Origin of the sequence: Paraburkholderia sp. SOS3, assembly GCF_001922345.1 — a bacterium.
Lineage (GTDB): Bacteria > Pseudomonadota > Gammaproteobacteria > Burkholderiales > Burkholderiaceae > Paraburkholderia.
On sequence record NZ_CP018812.1, the window covers coordinates 593011 to 614065 of the forward strand.

General features: G+C 59.6%; 21 protein-coding genes. 12 read left to right on the plus strand and 9 right to left on the minus strand.

Translation table 11 applies throughout. The features are described 5' to 3' along the window. The first annotated feature begins 115 nt into the window (after positions 1 to 115). Positions 116 to 841 carry a transporter substrate-binding domain-containing protein gene (locus BTO02_RS22625; RefSeq protein WP_075159476.1) on the plus strand — a complete coding sequence of 242 codons (726 nt, stop codon included), beginning with the start codon at positions 116 to 118 and terminating at the stop codon, positions 839 to 841. A gap of 47 nt (positions 842 to 888) precedes the next feature. On the opposite strand, the gene BTO02_RS22630 is transcribed toward BTO02_RS22625, so the two are convergent. Beyond that, the gene (locus BTO02_RS22630) at positions 889 to 1785 is read right to left on the minus strand and encodes an alpha/beta hydrolase (protein ID WP_075159477.1); all 897 of its coding nucleotides are present in this window, start codon (positions 1783 to 1785) and stop codon (positions 889 to 891) included. A 141-nt stretch (positions 1786 to 1926) separates the two neighbouring features. Then, positions 1927 to 2838, minus strand: a complete 912-nt coding sequence (locus BTO02_RS22635; protein WP_075159478.1) for a LysR family transcriptional regulator — start codon at positions 2836 to 2838, stop codon at positions 1927 to 1929. A gap of 220 nt (positions 2839 to 3058) precedes the next feature. On the opposite strand from BTO02_RS22635, the gene BTO02_RS22640 reads away from it, so the two are divergent. Together BTO02_RS22640 and BTO02_RS22645 are read left to right on the plus strand one after the other, a co-directional pair. After that, positions 3059 to 3880 carry an AraC family transcriptional regulator gene (locus tag BTO02_RS22640; RefSeq protein ID WP_075159479.1) on the plus strand — a complete coding sequence of 274 codons (822 nt, stop codon included), beginning with the start codon at positions 3059 to 3061 and terminating at the stop codon, positions 3878 to 3880. Between the two features lie 141 nt (positions 3881 to 4021). After that, entirely contained in the window at positions 4022 to 4984 is a 963-nt protein-coding gene (locus BTO02_RS22645) for a quinone oxidoreductase family protein (protein ID WP_075161276.1), read from the plus strand. Between the two features lie 143 nt (positions 4985 to 5127). Here BTO02_RS22645 and BTO02_RS22650 read toward each other — a convergent pair whose 3' ends face one another. Next, entirely contained in the window at positions 5128 to 6054 is a 927-nt protein-coding gene (locus BTO02_RS22650; protein ID WP_075159480.1) for a LysR family transcriptional regulator, read from the minus strand. A gap of 280 nt (positions 6055 to 6334) precedes the next feature. Here BTO02_RS22650 and BTO02_RS22655 point away from each other — a divergent pair, with 280 nt between their 5' ends. The 3 genes from BTO02_RS22655 to BTO02_RS22665 all read left to right on the plus strand — a co-directional run bounded on the left by BTO02_RS22655 (position 6335) and on the right by BTO02_RS22665 (position 7917). After that, a complete protein-coding gene (locus BTO02_RS22655) occupies positions 6335 to 6718 on the plus strand; it encodes a cupin domain-containing protein (protein ID WP_232243706.1) in 384 nt (127 codons plus the stop codon). Between the two features lie 111 nt (positions 6719 to 6829). Beyond that, positions 6830 to 7513, plus strand: a complete 684-nt coding sequence (locus BTO02_RS22660) for an ATP-grasp domain-containing protein (protein ID WP_075159482.1) — start codon at positions 6830 to 6832, stop codon at positions 7511 to 7513. Between the two features lie 23 nt (positions 7514 to 7536). Next, entirely contained in the window at positions 7537 to 7917 is a 381-nt protein-coding gene (locus BTO02_RS22665) for a hypothetical protein (protein ID WP_075159483.1), read from the plus strand. 81 nt (positions 7918 to 7998) lie between these two features. On the opposite strand, the gene BTO02_RS22670 is transcribed toward BTO02_RS22665, so the two are convergent. Then, a complete protein-coding gene (locus tag BTO02_RS22670; protein ID WP_075159484.1) occupies positions 7999 to 8829 on the minus strand; it encodes an alpha/beta fold hydrolase in 831 nt (276 codons plus the stop codon). A gap of 472 nt (positions 8830 to 9301) precedes the next feature. Here BTO02_RS22670 and BTO02_RS22675 point away from each other — a divergent pair, with 472 nt between their 5' ends. From BTO02_RS22675 to BTO02_RS22690, 4 genes are all read left to right on the plus strand, one after another. Further along, positions 9302 to 9835 (plus strand): DUF2844 domain-containing protein, encoded by a 534-nt coding sequence (locus BTO02_RS22675; RefSeq protein WP_083615321.1) that lies wholly within the window; start codon positions 9302 to 9304, stop codon positions 9833 to 9835. 11 nt (positions 9836 to 9846) lie between these two features. Further along, positions 9847 to 11067 (plus strand): DUF3443 family protein, encoded by a 1221-nt coding sequence (locus BTO02_RS22680; protein WP_075159486.1) that lies wholly within the window; start codon positions 9847 to 9849, stop codon positions 11065 to 11067. Positions 11068 to 11653: 586 nt separating this feature from the next. Continuing rightward, the gene (locus BTO02_RS22685) at positions 11654 to 12520 is read left to right on the plus strand and encodes a hypothetical protein (protein ID WP_075159487.1); all 867 of its coding nucleotides are present in this window, start codon (positions 11654 to 11656) and stop codon (positions 12518 to 12520) included. A gap of 65 nt (positions 12521 to 12585) precedes the next feature. Next, entirely contained in the window at positions 12586 to 13527 is a 942-nt protein-coding gene (locus BTO02_RS22690) for an enoyl-CoA hydratase-related protein (RefSeq protein WP_083615322.1), read from the plus strand. Positions 13528 to 13535: 8 nt separating this feature from the next. On the opposite strand, the gene BTO02_RS22695 is transcribed toward BTO02_RS22690, so the two are convergent. Beyond that, entirely contained in the window at positions 13536 to 14111 is a 576-nt protein-coding gene (locus BTO02_RS22695) for a winged helix-turn-helix transcriptional regulator (protein ID WP_075159488.1), read from the minus strand. Positions 14112 to 14313: 202 nt separating this feature from the next. Here BTO02_RS22695 and BTO02_RS22700 point away from each other — a divergent pair, with 202 nt between their 5' ends. After that, positions 14314 to 15408: an NmrA family NAD(P)-binding protein gene (locus tag BTO02_RS22700; RefSeq protein WP_075159489.1), complete on the plus strand. Its 1095-nt coding sequence runs from the start codon at positions 14314 to 14316 to the stop codon at positions 15406 to 15408. Between the two features lie 486 nt (positions 15409 to 15894). On the opposite strand, the gene BTO02_RS22710 is transcribed toward BTO02_RS22700, so the two are convergent. The 4 genes from BTO02_RS22710 to BTO02_RS22725 form a co-directional block, all read right to left on the minus strand. Next, a complete protein-coding gene (locus tag BTO02_RS22710) occupies positions 15895 to 16998 on the minus strand; it encodes a hypothetical protein (protein ID WP_156883945.1) in 1104 nt (367 codons plus the stop codon). 60 nt (positions 16999 to 17058) lie between these two features. Beyond that, positions 17059 to 17691, minus strand: coding sequence for a GNAT family N-acetyltransferase (locus BTO02_RS22715; RefSeq protein ID WP_075159492.1), 633 nt, complete (start codon positions 17689 to 17691; stop codon positions 17059 to 17061). Between the two features lie 13 nt (positions 17692 to 17704). Beyond that, on the minus strand, positions 17705 to 19135 hold the full coding sequence (locus tag BTO02_RS22720; protein WP_075159493.1) for a helix-turn-helix transcriptional regulator: 1431 nt from the start codon (positions 19133 to 19135) through the stop codon (positions 17705 to 17707). Positions 19136 to 19295: 160 nt separating this feature from the next. Then, positions 19296 to 20147 carry a hypothetical protein gene (locus BTO02_RS22725; protein WP_075159494.1) on the minus strand — a complete coding sequence of 284 codons (852 nt, stop codon included), beginning with the start codon at positions 20145 to 20147 and terminating at the stop codon, positions 19296 to 19298. 372 nt (positions 20148 to 20519) lie between these two features. On the opposite strand from BTO02_RS22725, the gene BTO02_RS22730 reads away from it, so the two are divergent. Then, positions 20520 to 21014: a lytic transglycosylase domain-containing protein gene (locus BTO02_RS22730; RefSeq protein ID WP_083615510.1), complete on the plus strand. Its 495-nt coding sequence runs from the start codon at positions 20520 to 20522 to the stop codon at positions 21012 to 21014. Positions 21015 to 21055: the final 41 nt, after the last annotated feature.

Consider the following 21055-nt stretch of genomic DNA (forward strand, 5'->3'; position numbering starts at 1 on the left):
AGGTCGAAATAGTCCGCGCAAAAGTGCGGGGAGCGTGTGCGCGCTTGCACTGCACGCTGCGCTCAAGCTCAGGTAGTGCTATCTGACAGGTAACATCTATTCGGGGAGGTGTGCGGTGAAGGTCGTTCTTGCCTATATCGAGGAGCCGCCGTTTGGCTGGACCAACCCGGATCAGTCGGCGACAGGTGCCGATATCGAGCTGGCGGACTCGGTTTTGCGAGCGATAGGTGTCACACATGTCGAACATCGGCTGACAACGTTTGCCGAACTGCTGCCCGGTGTTCAGAGTGGGCGTTGGGATATGAATGTTCCGCTGTTCGTTACGTCCGAGCGCATCGCGAAAGTGGAGTTCAGCATACCGGTATGGGCGATCGGCGATGGATTTCTCGTGCGTAGCAGCAATCCCAAGGCATTGTATAGCTACGAGTCCATCGCCCAACGCCCCGACGCCCGGCTCGGCGTGATAGCCGGGCAGGTCCAGCACGGGTCCGCGCAAGCCAAAGGTGTACGTGATGTGCAGATTCTACTTTTCGAACAGCAGGCGCAGGCTGTTGCAGCGGTGGAGTCAGGTGAAATCGTTGCATATGCCAGCACCGCGCTCGGCAACCGGATCGTCGCCGAACATATCGGTCTTACGCGGGTCGAATCGGTCGACCATGAGTCGACCTTGGGCGACGGTAAAAGCGCGCCGGTCGGAGCGTTTTCATTCCGAAAGGAAAATCGCGCTTTAGTCGATGCGGTGAACAGGCAGTTGCGCGTTCACCTCGGTTCTGCCGAGCATCGGAAAAGCATGGCGCGATTCGGTTTGAGTGAGCGCGAGATAGATCCTGTGTTGCGATAATTTCGCGCGGAGTGATTGCAACGCAGCGACGCCGTTACGCCGCTATGCTACGACTGTCTGGCCTCGAACATCTGCTGAACAAACGCCCCCATCGTTGCGAGCGACTGGCGCCCCGCATCGAGCTGTTGATAAAACAGACTCCATGCGTGAATCATGTCGGGCCAGATATCGAGCACCACGCGCACATCGGCTTGCGCCGCGTGGCGTGCGAGCCGCACGGAATCGTCGAGCAGCGTTTCCGCGGTGCCGACGTGAATCAGCAACGGGGGAAGGCCGCTCAGGTCTCCATACAACGGTGACGCGAGCGGCATACGTGCGTCCGCTCCGTTCAGATAGGACGCGGCCGCTTCGAGCAGATACGGTTTCTGTATCAGCGGGTCCACATCTGCCTTCGATTCCATCGAATCTCCAGTCATTTCCAGATCGGTCCACGGCGAACTCAACCACGCGCATGACGGGAGCGGCACACCCATTTGCCGCAGCGAGATCAGTATCGCGAGCGCAAGTCCACCGCCGGCACTTTCGCCGGCCAGTGCGATGTTCTGCGGCATATATCCTCGCGAGAGCAGAAAGCCGTATGCGGTCAACGCATCTTCGAGTGCGGCGGGGAACGGATGCTCGGGAGCGAGCCGGTAATCGGGCGCAAGCGTACGGGCGCGCGTCACGCGCCCGATCTCCGCGACCAGATGCCGATGCGTGGCGATGCCGCCTGAGATATAGGCGCCGCCGTGCAGGAACAGGATGACTCGCGTGGGGTCGGCAGCAGGTGTCGACGTCCATTCGGCCGGAACGCCATCGGCGTTCTCGGCTTCGACATGCGCGTCAGCTGGCGTCGCGTAGCGGCTGACGAGCGAGAGCAGACGTGTGCGCCGTTCGGCAAGACCGGTAGGGCGCGGCGCTGAAGCCAGCAGTTCGCGAATGCATTCGATCTGCGGATTGGCCATGTTCGCTCTCCTGAGAGATGCACATTAGCGAAATGGTAATGCAAAGCAGTCGTTCTTCAATGCATGGGAATGTGCGGTTGGTCACTTGTGATGCAACGTTTATAGAACTGCCCGCGAAGCCGCATATTCAAGGGTGCGACGTCAGTGCGAGGTTAGTGCGACAACGAAGTCGAGGAAGGCGCGTGTCTTCGCGGGCACGTGATGTCTCGACGGATGATAGGCATAAAGCGGAAAGCGCTCGTCCGACCAGTCCGGAAAGAGATTGATCAGCTTGCCTTCGCGAATCAGCGGCTCTGCGACGAGCAGCAGCATCTGGGCGATGCCGAAGCCGGCCACGCATGCGCTGAGCAACGCGCTCGGTTCGTTGACGGTGAGGCGTCCGTTCGTCGGCACGACGAGTTGTTTGCGCTTGCGGTGAAATTCCCAGGCGTAGGGCCTGCCGGTCTCCGGGTTGCGAAACTCGAGGCACCGGTGGGTTTGCTCGCTCAACGCTTGTGGATTTGCGGGACGTCCGTGTCGCTCAAGGTACGCGGGCGCCGCGACTGTGACGACCGGTGTTTCAAGTAGCTTGCGCGCGACGAGGCTCGAGCTGCGCGGTTCGCCGAATCGCAATGCGAGGTCGAAGCCATCGGCGATCAGATCGCCGAGGTGGTCGCGCGCAATGAACTCGAGTTCGAGATCAGGGTGTGCGTCCATGAATGCTTCGAGTGGCGGCCCGAGAACGCTGCGGGAAATGACGGGGTCGAGATTGATGCGCAGCTTGCCTCGAACGGATACGGCGTTTCCCGCTGCTGCCGACGCGGCTTCCTCCATTCCGCGCAGGTGCGGCATGACCTGCTCGTAAAAGCGGCGGCCTTCATCGGTCAGAGAAACGGAGCGCGTCGTGCGATTGAAGAGCCGTATTTTCAGCCTCTTTTCGAGGCGGGCTATCGCGCGGCTTACGCCTGGCGGCGACATCTCGAGCAATTCGGATGCGGCCGCGAACGTTCCCGCATCGACGACGGCGGCAAATACGCCAATCCCGCTGGACAGATTTTCGCTGCTCGGTTTCATATGCTCGGAACTCCGATGCCGATTGGACTACAACGCGGGACTACAACGCGGGACCACAACGCGGGACCACAACACGCTACCTCGGCGCGCGACCTCGACGTGACGAATGAACAGCGATTCTACACACCGTGGCCACCAGCTTGACCCGATCCGATCATACGGAAAGCAGACGAAGCGCTTAGCATAGACGCTTAAGCTAAACGACGGCCACGGACCCATCATGCCGAAAGCTCTTCCTCCCGACCTCTCCAATGATGCAGGCCCTGGAAAGTCGTTGGCGAGGCATTATCCGCGTGGAACGCGGATTGACCCGCATTCGCACTCGTGGGCGCAGGTGCTGTATGCGGTCTCCGGCGTGATGTGGGTCGAAGTCGGGCAGGAAGCGCTCGTCGTGCCGCCGCAGCGCGCGGTGTGGCTGCCACCTGAGTCCACGCATTCGATCCGGATGATGAGCGCCGTCGATATGCGCAATATTTATCTGCGCGAAGCCGACGTGCAACATCTGAGCAAAGTGCCCGACGTGTTCGAAGTGAACGGGCTGCTGCGCGAACTGATCACGATGCTTGCGGAACATGAATCGGAGCGCGACACCCATTATGCCGATCTCGCGTATCGACTCGTCGCGCTCGAACTCGCGCATGCGGGCCGCTATTCGCTTCGTATCCCGCTACCCGATGCGTCGGACCGCAGGTTGGACATGCTTTGTCGCGCCGTTATCGAGAATCCGTCTGTGGAAATCAGTTTTGAACAGCATGCGGGATCGGTCGGCGCAAGCGTGAGAACGTTGGCCCGGTTGTTCTCGCGCGCATTGGGGCTTGGCTTTGCCGAGTGGCGGCGCCAGGTTCAGCTTGCGATTGCATTATCGCGGCTTGCGGAGGGGCAGTCGATCAGTTCGGTCGCGCATGCGCTCGGCTATCGCTTGAGCAGCTTCAGCGACATGTTTAGACGTGAGCTCGGCGTCTCGCCGAGCGAATTTGCGTCGAACCAGACCCTGGCCGGCCCGACAGCCGATGGTGCCGGGCGCGCGGTACCGGACGCGTGAGCCATGCCTCGCCGCCTGTCCGAAACTCGAAAAACGTTGTCCTGACGCGCGGCGCCCGCGGTCCTAGACTTCGTCGTGTCGCTGCTGGCAACCGGACACGGAAGAACACGCAAAGCAGCATTCACCGATCAAGGAGCGAGCGTGAAAGCTATTCAGTTCAAATCGTTTGGCGAGCCGGACGTGCTCGAGTATCTCGAACTTGCAATGCCGCGTGCGGACGCCGGCAACGCGGTCGTGCGTGTAAAGGCTGCATCGATCAATCCGAGCGACGTCAAGAACGTGTCCGGACATTTTTCTCACACGGTGCCGCCGCGCGTGCCGGGCCGCGATTTCAGCGGTGTGGTGGTCGAGGGGCCGGCCGAATGGATCGGCGCCGAAGTGTGGGGCACGGGCGGCGACATCGGCTTTACACGCGATGGCACGCATGCCGAGTACATTCGTGTGCCGGTGGCGTCGCTTGCGCGCAAGCCGGTGAATCTGAGCCATGAACAGGCAGCGTCGATCGGCGTGAATTTCGTCGTCGCGTGGCTTGGCGTGGTGGAATACGCGAAGCTCGAGGCCGGCGAGACGATCGCGGTGATCGGCGCATCGGGCGGCGTGGGCGGCGCCGTCACACAGATCGCGAAGACACGCGGCGCACGCGTGATTGCTGTGGATCGCCATGAGCCGGACCCGAACTCGCCGGCCGGCCGTTTGATTGACGAATATGTCCAGATTGGCGATGACGCGGCTCAACGTGTGAAGATGCTTGCGGCGGGCGGCGTCGATGTCGTATTCGATGCGGTTGGCGGTGTGACGTTTGAACTGGCGCTGGGTCTCGCGAAACGGCGAGGACGCGTGGTCGAGATCAGTGCAACGGGCAAACGGCGCGTCGAATTCGATCTGATCGACTTCTATCACAACGAGACGCAACTGTTCGGGGTCGACAGCGCGAAGCTCGGCGTGGCCGAATCGGCAACGCTGCTAAAGGCACTCGTAGAAGGTTTCGAACAAGGCAAATTCGAGCCGCCGCTGATCGCGCAGTCGTTCCCGCTCGTCGATGCGAAGGCCGCTTATCGGGCCGTTGCGGGAGGGACGCGGGGCCGTGTGGTGCTGCAGATGTGAGCGGGCGATTGCGTCGAGTCGGGGGATTGTTCAGATCGACGCCTATAACATTTCTGCTTCAATGCAGATCGGTGCGCTCGCGAGTACTGTGTTCTGCGCAGTCATGACGTTCGCCACAATCGTGATCGCGCAAACGCGGTTGCTCATTGCCGGAAGACCTCCTGAACGGATTCCTTGAAAAGAGGTGCCAGCCGTGCTGCCAGGTAATCCATAAAAGCCCGCGTGGCCGGAAGAAGGCCACGTCGCGTTGTGAACACAAGGTGAACGATGCTGTCATGTGAATGCCACTCGGGTAGAACCCGAATCAGGCGGCCGTCCGCGAGCGCGTTATTGCAGATCGCCAAAGGGAGGAGTGCTATGCCAGCGCCCGCAATGGCGCTATTTAGAAGGACAGAAAATTCGCTTGTCGCCAGCTTCGGAGAAACCTCGATTATCTCTTCTTTGGTCCCGCATACGAGATTCCATTTCTCGCTTCGAATATCTTCCCCCAGCGACAGGATGGAACATCGTGCCAGGTCGGCAGCCGACGCTGGCATCGTTGTTTTTTCCGCATATCTGGGACTGGCCACCAGAACTCGTCTGCTCAGCCCGATCCTTTTCACAACATAGTTCGCATCGCTATCGAGTTTGTCGCGTATACGCAAAGCCACGTCAAAACCGTCGCCAATGAGATCCACACTGCGATTGGACACCACCATCGAGAGTTGGATGTCCGGGTAGGCTTCCAGAAAGTCCGGAACGATGGATGAAACTGCTGCGAACACCATCCCTGGCGGGCACGCGAATCTCACCGCGCCACGAGGCGCAGCGTTTGCCTTCCGGGCGATCGCGTCAGCGCCCTCCACGCCTGCCACGATGGCCTCGCATTGCTCGTAGACCTCGAGACCGACAGCGGTCACACGGAAGCCTCGGCTCGACCGCTCAATGAGCCGCGCCTGAAGCCGTTCTTCAAGTCGCGCGACCCGCTTGCTTAGAGCGGACTTCGTCACGCGAAGCGCACGTGCGGCTGATGAGAAGCCACGATGCTGCACCACCTTGGCGAAGTAAAAATAGTCGTTCACATCCTGCATGGTGTTCTCGGAGAGGAAACGATGGGTTGCCGATAAGCCGCTTTTTTGACGTTCATTTCTAAAATACCATGCAGGAGTTGAATCACTAGCGTGCCCATGTGGTTCTTAGGATATTGATTCTTCAACAATGCTATTGAAAGTGCAATTTCGGCGGTCTTTATCCGAACGCGCAGGAAGGCGTGCGTGCAATTACCACCGGTGAAATGGACAAATCAAAATGACGAACGCCAAGATCGTGCATCCCGATGAAGGGGAAATCATTCACCCTTTTGGGTTGCATATGAACGTACTCCTGAGCGGTCAGGAAAGTGAGAACGCGACGTCTATCATTCTTGCCACGCATAAGCCGGGCGAAGGACCGCCCCCTCATTTTCACGCCGGCCAGGACGAATGTTTCTTTGTTCTCGAAGGTGAATATGAATTGTTCGTCGCGGGACAGACGCACCGCGCGGGACCCGGAACCCTTGTATTTCTGCCCCGGAATACCGTTCACGGCTTCAGGAATATCGGACCAGGTGACGCGCGGATGCTCGACTGGAGCCTTCCAGCCGGCCAGGACCGGTATTTTCGTACGGTCCATGCGCAGCAGACCGACGGCAGTTTCAATCCGGAGAATATGGGCGAGTTGAGCCGGCAGTTTGACACGTATTTTCCAACTCGATAGCACGATCGCGTTTCCTGGTCTAACCGGTTCGAGTGCCATTTGCTCCGGTTACGGCTAAAACCATAGCCGTAGCTCGCGCGGTTCGGTAAGCGTAACGATTGGATTTACTGGTTGCGCGATGTCGCATATGCCACGCTGGGTGCGGTGCCTGGTGTCTGCATGGCTTGCACCATACGCCTCTCGCGCGAGCAGATCGGTCAGGCCATTTCGGGCGCGCTCGACTTGCGCGAATGGCTAAAGAGGGACTACCCGTTCATCATCCGGCCGCTAGGGTCGCACGCCGGCAAAGGACTGGAAAGGGTATCCAATGAAGAGGAGCTCGGCTGCTATCTGGAGAGGTCGGCGCACGAAGAGTTTTATTTGGCGCCGTTTATCGACTACAGCAGCGCCGATGGGCTGTTTCGCAAATACCGGATTGTCATGATCGACGGAGAACCGTTCATGTGCCACATGGGCATTTCAAAACACTGGATGGTTCATTACCCGTACGAGGAGATGTTGGCCGACGCGAATCGACGCGAAGAGGAAGCGCGCACGATGGCGCGTTTCGATACTGAATTCGTGGTGCACCATCGCGACGCGTTGCGGCAAATCGCGGAATTGACTGGTCTTGAATACATGGGCTTCGATTGCGCCGAGACGCAGGACGGCCGCCTGTTGATTTTCGAGATCGCGACCGGAATGATCGTGCATGATATGGACGACCCGCAACACTTCCCTTACAAGGCGCCTCAAATTCGACGGATCGCGCATGCCTTTGAACAAATGCTGCGGCGCGCGTCGCGTGCGCGGTGAGTCCTTCCCTCCCAAATGCACTCATGGCAACTCATTTGACCGAACAGGAGCAGCAGGTTCTGATGCCGCTCGAGGCCTTGCTGGAGGGCATACGCAGACGCGACCGGGACGCGATGATGGCTCAGGTCATGCCAGAGGGCGGGGCAACGATAATTCGCGCGGGACGCGTGCTTCACTATTCCTTGCGAGCGCTAATCGAAAGGCCGTTTCTGGAAGGCGATGCAGACGAACAGATTTACGATCCGGTGATATTGATCGACCATGACATTGCGGTTATCTGGGCGTCTTACAAGTTTTTTCTGAACGGCGCACTGCACCATTGGGGCACCGACGTCGTTAATCTCGTCTGTCAGGGCGACGGAAAATGGCTCATAGCGGGTATAGCGGACAACAGCAGGACGTAATCCGCGTGGCGACCTTTTACGGCGGCCGCCGTGACGCCGGCAAGGCACGACGTGACGACGCAGTCCGGCCTGCCGCTACGCTTACGCGTTTCCGTCCGTTCCAACGTGCTGCTCGAGCCACGCAAGAAGCTCGCGATTGACGAACGACGGGTTCTCGAGACAAGAGATATGGCCGGCGCCGGGAACCAGCACATGGCGGCAACCGATTGCCTCGGCCATGCGGATCGCCTCCGACGGCGGCCGCGGAATATCGAGTTCGCCGCACATCACCAGTGTGGTCGCAGCGTCGAGCGCGGACAGGCGCGCGACTTCGTCGGGGCGGCCGAAGGTAAGCCGCCCGAGCGGCGCGATCGACTGCCGGATCTGGTCTGCCGAGAACGCCGCGAGCGAACGCTTGAACGAGACGATGAGGTCGCCGTCGGGCGGCGCGCCACGATGGAAGAACAACGGCGCGACCGCGTCGATGATCGGCGCGGGTATGTGCCCGAGCGATTCGATCGTGCTGATGATCTGAGAGTATTGCGCAAGCGTCGCCGCGGGCTCGGCGCCGCGGTCCGAGTCCATGATGACTAGCGCCTTCACGCGCTTCGGTTCACGCAACGCAAGTTCGGATCCCCACATTCCACCGACCGACAAGCCGATGACCGCGCACTGGCTGATATGAAGCGCGTCCAGCAGCTCGCTTGCCTGCGCGGCGAGATCGCCGAAGCTGCGCGTGCTTTCCGGCATCGGTCCCGATTGGCCATGGCCCCACAGATCGGGCACGATGACTCGGTACTGTTGCGACAGCGCTTCGATTTGCGGCTGCCACATCGCCGAGTCCCACAAGTAACTGTGTCCGAGCAGTACCGGAAAACCGCTGCCTTGAATCCGATAGTGCAACTGCTGTTCTGCGATGGTAATGAATGGCATGTCGATAGGGCGTGACGGGTGTGATTCGAAGGTCAGATTCGAGCGGCAGAAATTCTGCCTGAAAAGCGTATTGACGAAAAGTTAAAAAGAAGACGTAAGCTCGCCGAGCGTGGCTCGTTTGCGTGCTTTTCGGTGAAGCCGCCCGCTATCGATCGACATCCGGAAATGCCGGCTGAATCCGTTGTCTTTACAACGCGCATATGCCGATGCATTTGATCAGGTTTGAGGTTATCGGAGTGTCGGCTGTTGAACGACGTTATTGTAAGACTTTATTCAAAAAAATTTTGACTGTATGCGAACTTAAATCTCTTTTACCTGCAATTCAAAAATGACGGATATCGAATGATTGGGCAAAATTTCAAATTTGAATAACATTCAATCTACTGGCACTTTTAAAGCATGGTCCGGTTGTTATACGAACTATTCGCGTTGTATTTAGCGCGTAACAATCCGAACCAATTTGAGAAAGGCCATGGAAGCTCAACAGAAGGCGTTAAAAACAGGATTCGTTGAAATGGCCGTAGCGGTCTGTATCGGCTTCACCGCAAATACGGCAACGGCAGCATTGGGTGACTTTCCGTTGACCGGCGCCGATCCTCGCGTGGCCTCCAGTGTCATGGGAGCGGCCCGGGTGGCGAAGGCAGCGATGTCCTTGCAGGGCGACGCCGCAACCTCTTCCGCAAATGCACTGTATAGCGTGAACGTCGTCACACTAAATTCGGGCACCGTTGTGCGCGAATTCGTCGCGACGTCCAGCCAGAAGGTATTCGCGCTTATCTGGAATGGTCCGCGCACGCCGGATTATGCGGACATCCTCGGCGCCTATTCGGAACGCTATCTGAGGCCTTCGAGCGCTGACGTAATCCATGTGGGTGGTTTGAGCCAACGAAGCCTCAGTTCGCAGGATCTGGTCGTGCAGTCGATGGGGCATCCCGGCCGATTCAGTGGCTCCGCATATCTTCCGCGCGAAATTCCGGCCGGCGTTTCCCTTTCCGAACTTCAATAATCGGGGCCGACATGAAAAAGCTGATTGCAGTTCTCGCCTTCGGTCTGGCGCTCGCGGGTTGCGGCGGCGGCGGTGGCGGTGCGGGTGGCGCGGTGAGCCAGATTTCCAGCCAGAATCTGGCCGCCAATTCGGTCAACGTGACGGTGGACAGCAAATTCGGATTTGTGAACGCGCCGTACGTCACCCTGACCATCTGTGCGCCAGGCACAGGCAATTGCGCCACGATCGACCATGTTCTGGTCGATACGGCTTCCGTGGGTTTGCGTCTTCTGCGTTCGGCGGTGCCGGCTTCGCTAGGCCTTGCCGACGCAAAGGACTCGGCGCAAGGCAATACGATGGCCGAATGCGCCGAGTTCGCTGCCGGGGTTGCATGGGGGCCGATTTCGAAGGTCGACCTGAAGATTGCCGGCGAAACGGCGCCGTCGTTGCCGATTCAGATCGTTGACGACTCGTTTGCCTCGGTTCCCGCCGATTGTTCGAGCGCGGGCCCCGATATGGCTGCGAAAGGCGCTGCATCGTTCGGCGGCAACGGTCTGATTGGCCTGAACGTGATCCGTCACGATTGCCAGACCTCGTGCCAGTCTCCGGCCGCATCGATCTACTACGATTGCGCGGGCGCGAATTGCACCGGAGTTGCGGTGTCGCTCGCGGAACAGTTACCCAATCCGGTCATACAGTTTGTAACCGATAACAACGGTGTGACGCTGAACTTTCCCGCAGTCGGCGAAGGCGGCCAGAGCACGGTTTCCGGCACGATGACCTTCGGGATCAACACGCAGGGCAACAACATCTTGCCGTCGACCGCGCAGCAGATGACCACCACCGTGTTCGGCGAGGTGACCGCGAGTTTCAACGGCCTGCCGATGCCGGGCTTCGTCGACTCGGGTTCGAGCGCGTACTTTATCGTGGACCCGTCGATTGGGCAGTGTCCGTCGAGCTTTTCGAGCCTGCCCTGGTTCTGTCCGACTGCTCCTGCAACGCTTTCGGCGTCGCTGCAAAGCGAGAGCGGCGCCACGCTTGGTGTTTCGTTCACGCTGTTCAACACGGAGTCCGAACTCGGTAATGGCTTGAACGCAGCGCATGAAGGCATCGGCCAGAACCTCGGATTGTTTGGAGCGGGCGAACTGGATCTGGGTATGCCCTTCATCTACGGCAAGCGCATTACTTTTGGCATTCAGGGTAGCGATGATTTCTCGTCAGGCACGCAACCGTTCTTTGCGATTCAGTCGTGAACGGCACCGGGAATGCCGCACGGCGATCCGGCGGGGCGGGGTCGATCAGCTCACGTACCGAGTGTCGCCCGGGTGCGGGTCGGGCGGCCGGTGAGCGGCGACTGCTGCGTACCGGTCGCGCACGCGCGGGCCTCGATCGACGCAATGTAACGGACTCAACCGGAAACCTGCTCTGCAGCGACATCGTTGCAGGCCGGCTCAAGCGCCGCGCGGTCCGTTCCGCGGTAGAGCGAACTTTCATTTCCAACCGTTAACCGTCAACACCGCGATTTGAAGGTTATGCATAGACCTTTACTGCTTGCGCGAGATAAAGCAGCAGTATCGGAACATCGTAGTACCTCCCGCTACTGTCATCAGCCGCGAAGGTTTGCGAAAGCGGTATGTCAGTCACGCCACGTTGCACAGGTTTCCTGAGGCCAACCCCTTTCTCGCTTGCAGTAACTCTTATAATAAGAGTATATTGCCTCCATGCACTACCGATGCGTGCCCCACGCGGCGACCGCGAAACGATCGACTGCATATGGATCGACGTGGTATGGAGCTATGGGTGGACGCTAGACGTTTCTGATTTCAATTGGAGAGCCCCATGGAGCGGAGCCAGACCGGCTATTCCGGTAACCGTGTGCTTGCGCTTGCTGTCAGCGTGACGGTGGCCAGCCTCTGGTTTGCTGTAGTTATCGCTGTGCCAGAACTTCAACGTTGGTGGTTATCGGTAATCGCCGTTTGTGCCGTTGTACCGCTGTTGCTGCTCGGCGGAGCATGGAAAGCGCTTGCACGCACCTCTCTCACAGCATCACAGCGACTGACGACCTGGATGGCCATCGCAATCCCGCTCACGCTGTGGCTTGGCGCAGCTTGGGTAATCGCCTCAATGGGGCTTCTTCTGCCAGGCACAGTTCGGATTCCTCTACTGCCGCTGCTCGTCATTTTCCCGACTGCAATCGCTATTGCAGTGCTTGGGCACTCAGTTCATGTAAGCAAGCTGCTCGATGTTACGCCCGCTGCCTGGTTGATCGGCATTCAATCCTACCGGGTTGTCGGTGCGGTGTTTTTCCTGGGATGGATGGCAGGGACAATGCCAGGCGTTTTCGCCTGGCCCGCCGGAATCGGCGACGTTATAACGGGGCTGATGGCATTGCCTATCGCGACGGCGATCGCAAGCAGGCGGCCAGGCAGTACGCGCGCGACCTTGCTTTGGAACGCGTTTGGTTTGGGCGACCTGGTCCTTGCGATCCTTTTAGGTGCGCTGACGTCGCCGGGGCCACTTCAACATCTAAGCTTCGAACATCCAAATTTAGGAATCGGAGCGTACCCCTACGCCATTATTCCCGCTTTCATCGTTCCGGGTTCTTTCGTACTACATGCCTTGTCGCTGCGCCAATTGTTAAAACGCCCCCGTTCCAGCGACATGATTTCGCCCGCTTCAATTCGTCGATCAGACGAAATTCTGTGACCCTGATTTATGGAGCCGATGTCCCGATTACTTTGCGGTATCCGAACCGCCGGAGATGAAATCAAATGACTGACATGAACAACGCCGCTCGACGGGGTTTCCTGAAGACGGCGGTAGCGCTGGGAGGGACATCCGCACTTGCGGTGCTCGCGATTCCCACGCGCGCCGAGGAGCTCCCGCAATCTGACGTTTCATTGACCGCTCTTAAGGACACACCGCCAGGTTCCGGCGAAAAGGTAACCGTCGAGCGCCGTGGTTCAATCGTCCTCCTTGGCATTAATCGTCCCGACTTCCAGAATCGCGTCGATCCCGACACATTCAAAGAGCTGGCCCAAGCCTACTATAACTACGACCGCGATCCTTCATTGCGTGCTGCAGTTCTGTTCGGACACGGTGAGAATTTCTCGAGAGGTATCGATGTTGACGGTTTCCGATCGCTAGGCGGAAAACCTCCGATATCGCAGGCGGACGCCATCAACCCGCTCGCGACAACGCCGGGGCCGCGCCTTACAAAACCTCTCGTTGTCGCTGTCCACGGTGACACCTGGAACATGGGTCATGAACTGTTCCTCGTCGCCGATATCCGGATTGCTTCGGCCGACACCCGCTTCGCACAGGATGAGAATACACATGGACGTTTTCCCGGAGGAGGCTCTACAGTTCGGTTCGTTCGCGAGTCGGGATGGGCGAACGCCATGCGCTATATCCTGACCGGCGACCATTGGAGCGCTGAAGAAGCACATCGTATGGGAGAGGTGCAGGTGATCGTGCCCGACGCAAAGGCTGCGTTAGACACGGCGATTCAGATGGCCAACAAAATTGCTGATTGCGCACCACTTGGCATCAAGACTTCTTTGGCATCGGCTCGCCTTGCAATCGATCCTTCCGAACAGGAAGCCTTGTTCAAGCTCTCTACGCAATATCGCGCATTCTTCCAGACACACGATTTTCTGGAAGGTCGCAGAGCCGAGATTGAAGGTCGCAAACCGGTCTACGACGGAAAATGAACGGGGCGCTACCGTGAGCGTGACTTTCGTTGCCCGATCGGACGGCGTGCCGGTTCGCGGGACAACCCATGTTCGACTACTCGTTGCTCGCGACGTCGCGCCGCATGTGACAACCGCCAGCGTACGAGATCGTCCGCGCCGGGTCCTTCCTTGATACCCAGATCCTGGGCGCCGAGCCGCTCGCCTGTTTTCTGATCGATGAAACACCATCCCACGTCGGCGCCCGTTTTCAGATTCACGAACTTTAGCGGCGGCGCTGAAGCGCCCGAGACCTGCCAGCGGTCTCCAATCTGGGAAAGCATCAGCATGACCGGGGCGATTTGCCTGCCCTTGTCGGTCAGGAAGTACTCGTGCCTTTCCGGGTTCGTCTGGTAGAGCCGGCGTTCGACAAGGCCATTTGCCTCCAGGTGTTTAAGTCGGTCGCTGAGCGTGGCGTTGGTCACCCCGGATGATTGGCGAAAGTCGTCATACCGGCTGAGGCCGAAGACGAGGTCGCGCAGGATCAGTAAACCCCAACGATCGCCGATCGCCGCCATCACCCCGGCGATTGAACACACCATTCCATCGAAACCCTTCGAGCGCATGGTCACTACCCCTCGTTAACCTTAACAACCTTAATGGTCGCACAACTCTCATTATAAGAGCTGGCGCGATGCGGTTGATTGACGTACTGATCGACGAATGGTGTGGTTGTTCCTTTGTAACTCTTATTATAAGATTGACATGCTATGTGGTGTTGGACGATGAATGTCCGGCAATTCTTTTGATCGCATCTATGGAGTATCGATGACCTCCTACACTACCTCCAGGATCTTCGTTGTTGGCGGCACTGGCGCTCAAGGCTTGCCGGTAATCAACGCGCTGGTCGGCGACGGAAAGTACTCTGTCCGAGCGCTCAGCCGCGATCCTCATTCGCGTCGCGCAAAAGCGCTCACTGGACTTGGCGACGTGTCCATTTTCGAGGGAACGTTCGCGGACGACGGCGTCCTGCGGGAAGGATTCCGTGGTTGCGATGGGGCATACATCAATCTCGACGGCTTCAATACCGGTGAAAAGACCGAGGTTTACTGGGCTATCCGTAGCTACGAGATCGCTATAGAAGAAGGCATCCGTTTTTTCGTTTACGGCAATCTTGACTACGCGCTCAAGAAGTCGGGTTACGATTCGCGATTCCGCGCCGGCCACTATGACGGTAAGGGTCGCATAGGTGAATGGATCCTGGCTCAAAACGAGGCGAACAAGGACAGAATGGGCGCGGCTTTGCTTACCACGGGGCCATACATGGAGATGGTGATCTCGGCAATGACACCGATGACGCCCTCTGTAGAAGATGGCGTGGTGGTCTGGAAAGTCCCGCTCGGCAATGGGTCCGTGCCGCACGTCGCCCTCGATGATTGTGGATACTACGCGCGGTGGCTCTTCGATAACGCTGAGCGCGCGAATGGGATGAATCTCGAAGTCGCTGTCGAGCATATCAAATATCGAGACCTTGCTGCGGCGTTCGAGAAGGTGACGGGACATCCGGCGCGGTACATCGATACTGACCTGGACACATACTGGAGCGGTGCGCTCGGAATGGCAGCTGCATTGCCTGCCGGGTACAACGCCGATATCAGCGACAAAAGCACCATGAGTTTCAGGGACAATTTCACCGGCTTCTGGAACATCTGGAAACACGGTGTTGTTCAGCGAGACTATGCATTGCTGGACGAAATCCATCCGAATCGGATCAGAAGCGTTGAACAGTGGCTAAGGCGCGAAGATCAGCTGGGAAAAGCGCACGGGAAAGGAAGCCTTTGGGAGCGGGTCCAACCCGAGAACCTGTATAAGTCAACGCCGCTGCTAAAGCTGACCGAGGACCGGAGGATGGGGAAGCTTTAGACGCTGGCGCGGTGGATGGTGCCGGAGTGCGCTCCCGTCCGGATTCTTTTCCCGAGCACAATAGACAACCTTAAATTTCTCTTCATGATTCCGCTTGCGTAGAGCAATCCTCGCTTCGCTATGCTTGTTCACACGCACTCCTGCTCAACCTGCTTGTGCGGGAGCCCTTCGAAAAGACTGTTGTGGGTTCGGATAGGAGACTTCACAATGAACGCATGTCTTAAAGCGTGGATCGGCGTGTGTATGACCGCGAGCGCCTTATTGCCAGTGTGCGCGCACGCGCAGACTTCATCCGCAAGCGAGACTCTTACGACGAGCCAGACTGCACAAGCGACTCCGCCGGCCCCGAATCAGTCAGGCAATTGGCAACCGTATGCATCGAGCGGGGAGACACGGGCACAGGTTTACCAGGATCTGGTGCATGCGGAGCAGGACGGCCAGATCAAGTATCTCGACCGGACGATTTACGCACACCACTAGAGCGCTTCAGGCGCGCATCAGCGACGGCGGCGTTGTCAAATGAGTGGGATCGTGCGCGGTCACGGCCTCGTAGTGACCGAGCTGATCCCATACCACGAGCCGATGGGTATAGTCCCGGTTCGCCGTGCTCGACCCGCGGACTGTTCCCAGTCGTACAACATCGGCATCGCCGAGACCTGCCTGTACCACTCCGACCTTGACATTCACGTCATAGCGCTCGTTGATGAGATCTAGAAGCGTCGATGCGCTGCTGTTGCTACCTGTATCGAAAAACAGCATCTTGCCGCGCTCATTCGGGCGGTTCGGCTGGCTGCGGCGCACTTCGTCGACCGCGTCGTCGTATCTTGCGCGAATCTCGCCGACTTCGTCGTCCAGTGCCTTACCCTGCAAATGAGGCCTCAACTGCTGAACGAGCGAATAGATTGCGCAATTGTTGCCGGAACCGGAATTAGGAATGCTCTCCAATCCGTTGCGTTCGAGATGGCGGCGGAACGCCTGGTTGTTATCCGACTGCCCGCTTAGTTCTGAATCGCGGCGGCTGCGCTCTACTTCCGGCGGCTCGCACTCGACCGATTTTTCCAGCAGTGGCCGCTGATCGGTGGCCTCGAGCTGGAAGTGCGCGCGAGTGCCTGCCGGCCTTGATGGTTCGTCCTGCACGGCGGTCGCGTCGTCGTCGCACGCGAGCGTGCGAAAGGCGTGATCCTGCCGGCTACGGCGAATCGCTTCGGCAAGCGCGGACTTGTTGGCCGCGTTAAGTTCGTCATGCGAACCGGTGCTGATCGCGTCCTGTTGTTCCCGCGTGACAAAACGGCTGTAGTCGGGCGCTCGCCGGCCGCCGTTCAACTGCTGCAGCCCGCATAGCGGACTGTGCTGGGCGATCGCCGGAGTGGCCGACGTATATACCGGTGCATACGCCAGCATATGCGGTTTGTCCGGCATTTGATCGAAGCTCGGCAAAACATCGTCGACATGTTCGCCGAGGCTGGATTTATCAAGGTCGTGCAGCATGGGTGAACGCTCGAAGCGCGCGGCGGAAGCGCGATGACCCGCGTCTGAAGTGTAGGGCGGGCGTGGCGCGTGGCGTGAATCGATGCGCGAAGCGCGCGTCAATCACGCGAATCATGTTCTTTTCGACCCGAGGAGACCGGGACGCTGACCTCCACCTCGGCGTTATGCCGCGGCGACAGGGTCGAGTGCCGGACGCGGCGCCTTTCTCGCGACGACCCGGTGTGAAATGACCGGCGCTGGCTCATGCGGCGCACGCGTAATCGCGAAAAGCAGCGCGTCGCCTGCGGGCAGATGCCGGTTGGGCCGCGGCTCCCAGTTCGCAAGCCGGCCCTCGAGCGTAAAACCGAGGCGCGTCATCGTACTGGCTGCGGCGCCTTCGGGTGCGCAATACGCATGGATGCGACAAAGCTGCGGCTGTGCAAGCAGCCAGCCGATCAGCCTCAGCAGCGCGGCAAGACCGGCGCGGCGCCGGCGGTGGCCTTCGCGCCGGCTCGTAATCACGCCGATCTCCGCGCGCGGCGGCGCCGGTTGCAGTTCGACCGCGGCGACGAGGCGTCCGCTTTGCAGATCCTCCATCGCCCATGTAAAACAGGTTCTGCTGTTCCAGCCCAGCTGGCAACTGCGGATGAAAAGTCGCGTGTCGTCGACATGACGGTGGGTCGGAAACGGCAGCCACTCGGTGACGGCCGGATCGCCAAGCAACGTTTCGAAGAGCGCATCCGCATCGGCGTCGGTGAAAGGCCGCAGCCTGATGTCGTCGGTTTCGATGGTGGCCGGTGGACAAAAGGTGTTCATCGACGTGCCTCTTTCATCGCGAGAGCGTCTCGGACGGCGCTTCCTTGAACATCTTCCGATACCCGTTGAGTAGCGTCGAGCGATGCTGCACGCCCCAGCGGTTGGCGATCTGCAACACGCTGGCCGAATGAGAGTCGCTGACCATCAGTTCCTCGCGGATATGCTCCATCCGCTTGTTGCGGATCAGCTCGCTCGGCGACACGCCGAGGTGTGCCTTGAATGCGGCCTGCAAGGCTCGATCGGTGACGCCGATATGCGTCGCGACGTCGCGCACGGACAGGTCCGCGCGTTCGAGATTGTCGACAAGGTAGCGATACGCACGACGATATTTGCCGGGCAGCCGCGCGCTGATGTCGTCGGGCGCGGGCTGTGTCTGTTCGGCCGGCGTGGCAGGCAGCGCGACGCTGTCGGCGCGCACATGCCTGATCGACATCAGCGCGTAGCGGCCGTACCACTGCGCGTGGTCGCCAAGACGCCCTTGCTGCTGTCGAACCTTCGCCTGGCAATACAGGTACTCGAGATACCAGCGCGCGTGCTGTACGCCTTGCATAGGGGAGTCGCGAAACATATGCAGCATCGTTTCGGCGACATGCGGCGCTTTGCCCGCGAGCGCGCCGAGAGCGACTTCGAGACGCAGACTGCGGTGATAGTCGTCGAGTCCCGCGCTCTGGCTCCAGCGCAAATGCGCGTCGATCTGGCCGAGCGCTGCGTGGCTGCCCCGTGCGAGGGCCTGCAAGTGATGCAGGTAGTCGATTCGCCGCGTGAGCACCGCGATGGCGGGGGTGCTGTCGTCCGCCAGTGTAGGCATTCCATCGCCGACGTGCGCCGGCATGAATTCGGCGATGACCGATTGCCAGTAGATGTGATCGGCAAGCGGTTCGGTCGAGCGCAGCCGGTACTGCACGAGCAGATCGTGGCGCAGCGTGTCGACGAGCCTGCGCCAGCGGAAGTCCGGCGCGAGCGCGGCGAGCGCGGACATTGCTTCGAGACGCTTGCGCACGCCGTCGAGGCGGCCTAGATGGAACAGCACGAGCGCGGCGCCGACGAGGCTTTCGAGGCGTTGCTCGTTGCTTGCCTCGTCATCGTCGGCGATGCGCTTGAAGCACATCAGAGCGGTGCCGAGATGGTTCTGGAATAGCGCCTGCCAGCCCGCATTGCGACACAGCGCGGCGCGGATCGCGCTGCGTTCGCCGCGCATGGCTTTTTGCGCCAACCGGTACGTTTCCTCGGCATCCTCATAGCGGCCGAGCACGAGCTGCACATCGGCGTATGCCTGCAGTTCCGCCTGGCTCGGCGCATCGTCGGGCCGTTCGTGATCGACGCGCGCGGCGGCGACGGCAGCCGCGTCGTGAAACTGGCCGGCGAGCATCTTCGTGCTGAACGACGCAGCGGCGTGCGCCGATGAGAGAGCCGACGTAACCGCGAAGTACAAGGTGGACGACATGGAGCGCTCCTGCAGGAATGTTCGTGATGGGAAACGACGTTTAGGTTGCATCGTTCGTTGGCAGCATCGTTGCATTCAGTGCGGGCGGGCTCAGCAATTTTTGACGTTCTGTTACTTTCGGCGTTACCTGGCGAAGTGGTGTGGCTCATGACGCGAGCGTCTAATGCCTCGTGAGCTGGTAGAGCATGTCGCTGCAGTGCTGCGCAAACTGCAGAATGCTGCCGACGACATTAACCATGAATTTGCCGAGCATCCCCATGCCTTTCGTCATCCTCTCGACGTCCTGCAGCAGTTGATACCGCTCGGGCGAGAGATAGGGCGGCGGCGCGACGTCGGCTGGCGAATAGGGCGGTGGCGATTCGAGCTGCTGCATGTGTGGCGGTGGCCCAGGCGGCGCCGCATAGCGCCCGGGCTGAGGCGGTGGCGAATAAGCCGGTGGCATCGAATCGTGATCTTTAATGTGGGTTTCACTGATCTCGTCCGCCTCATGACCCTCGACGTGGGCGTCGTCGACCTTGTTCGCTTGCGATGGAAGGGATCCCTTTCTTTCGATCGAATCTTCGGCGCGAGTGTTGTGCACCGTGAATGCGCTCGCCCCCAGCGGTGGGTTGACTGGTTTATCGATGGCCGGGCTGATCGAGCGGTCGATAATGGGACTGTGTGCTCTGCTGTCCAGTTGCCTGACGATGGCGGGATCCGCAGGCCTGCGCGGCGACGGAGCGATGAGTGGCGAACGCGAACGTATATCGAACGGCGAAGGCGAACGCGAATCGAGCGGCGACGGCGAACGCACGTCGTTCGATCTCGTTCGCGATGGCAATCGCGATACGCGGATGCTCGGACGACGCTGTTGCCCGACCGGCGTATGCGCATCGTTCCCGGTGTCGCGCATCAGAGGGGCAAGCGTTGCGCCGACTTGCATCGTCTTTGATTCGAGGCGCGTGCTGCCGGGCCGCGCAAGCTGCTTGCCGTGCTCGGGCGTTAGATCTTCCGGAATATCGACGCCCGACACTGGAGCCGTTGTGTTCGAGGTGGCTTCTGTCAACACGTGTTTCTCGCTGAAAAGAGGTCATGGCATTTGCGGTGGCCTTCGAATGGCGCGCACGGGTGCCGATGACGCGGTTATAGGCGAGTGACGTGGGTGGGCGGCGTGCCGCGTGCGAAGCCGCGCGACACGACGCGAACCGGCATGCGGCGGCGGCGCCTGCCTCGCCGAACGGTCCGAAGCGCCTGGCGGCGACGCGAAGCGGCAAGCGTAGCCGGTCTGGATTCCGATGGACAGCCTCGTTGCGGATCGCTAATTTTCATCGCGACGCCCGCCGGCCCGCACGGATCGTCAGTGCGCGATGCGGCCCCGCAACTTTCAACGATCAAAGGACTGAAGATGAATCGCAGACGCTGCTGTTATGCGCATCGTCAGCCGCCTCGCGGCAGTGCACGAATCACGTTGCACGCGGTGCTTGTATGCGCGCTTGTTTTCCTGAGCCGCCCCGCGTTCGCGGATTGCTTCGATAGTGCGGCGTCGTACCAGGGTGTGAGCGCGACGATACTGCGCGCGATTGCCTGGGTGGAGTCGCGTGGCAATCCTGCAGCCGAGCATCGAAACGCAAACGGCTCTGTCGACATCGGCGAATTGCAGATCAATTCGGTACATCTACGCGAGCTGGCCCGTTTCGGTATCGGCGTGTTGGCGCTTCACGACGAATGTGTGAACGTTTATGTCGCCGCGTGGCACCTAAAGAAAAAGATGATCAAGTACGGCAACACGTGGGATGCGATCGGCGCGTATCACTCGGAAACGCCGAGGCAACGCGATGCCTACGTACGCTCGATCAAGTCGACGCTGGAGCGCTGGGGCGTGTTGCCGCTGTCGCGCTGACGCGACAGCGGCAACACAGCATGCGCGCAATTCACGATATC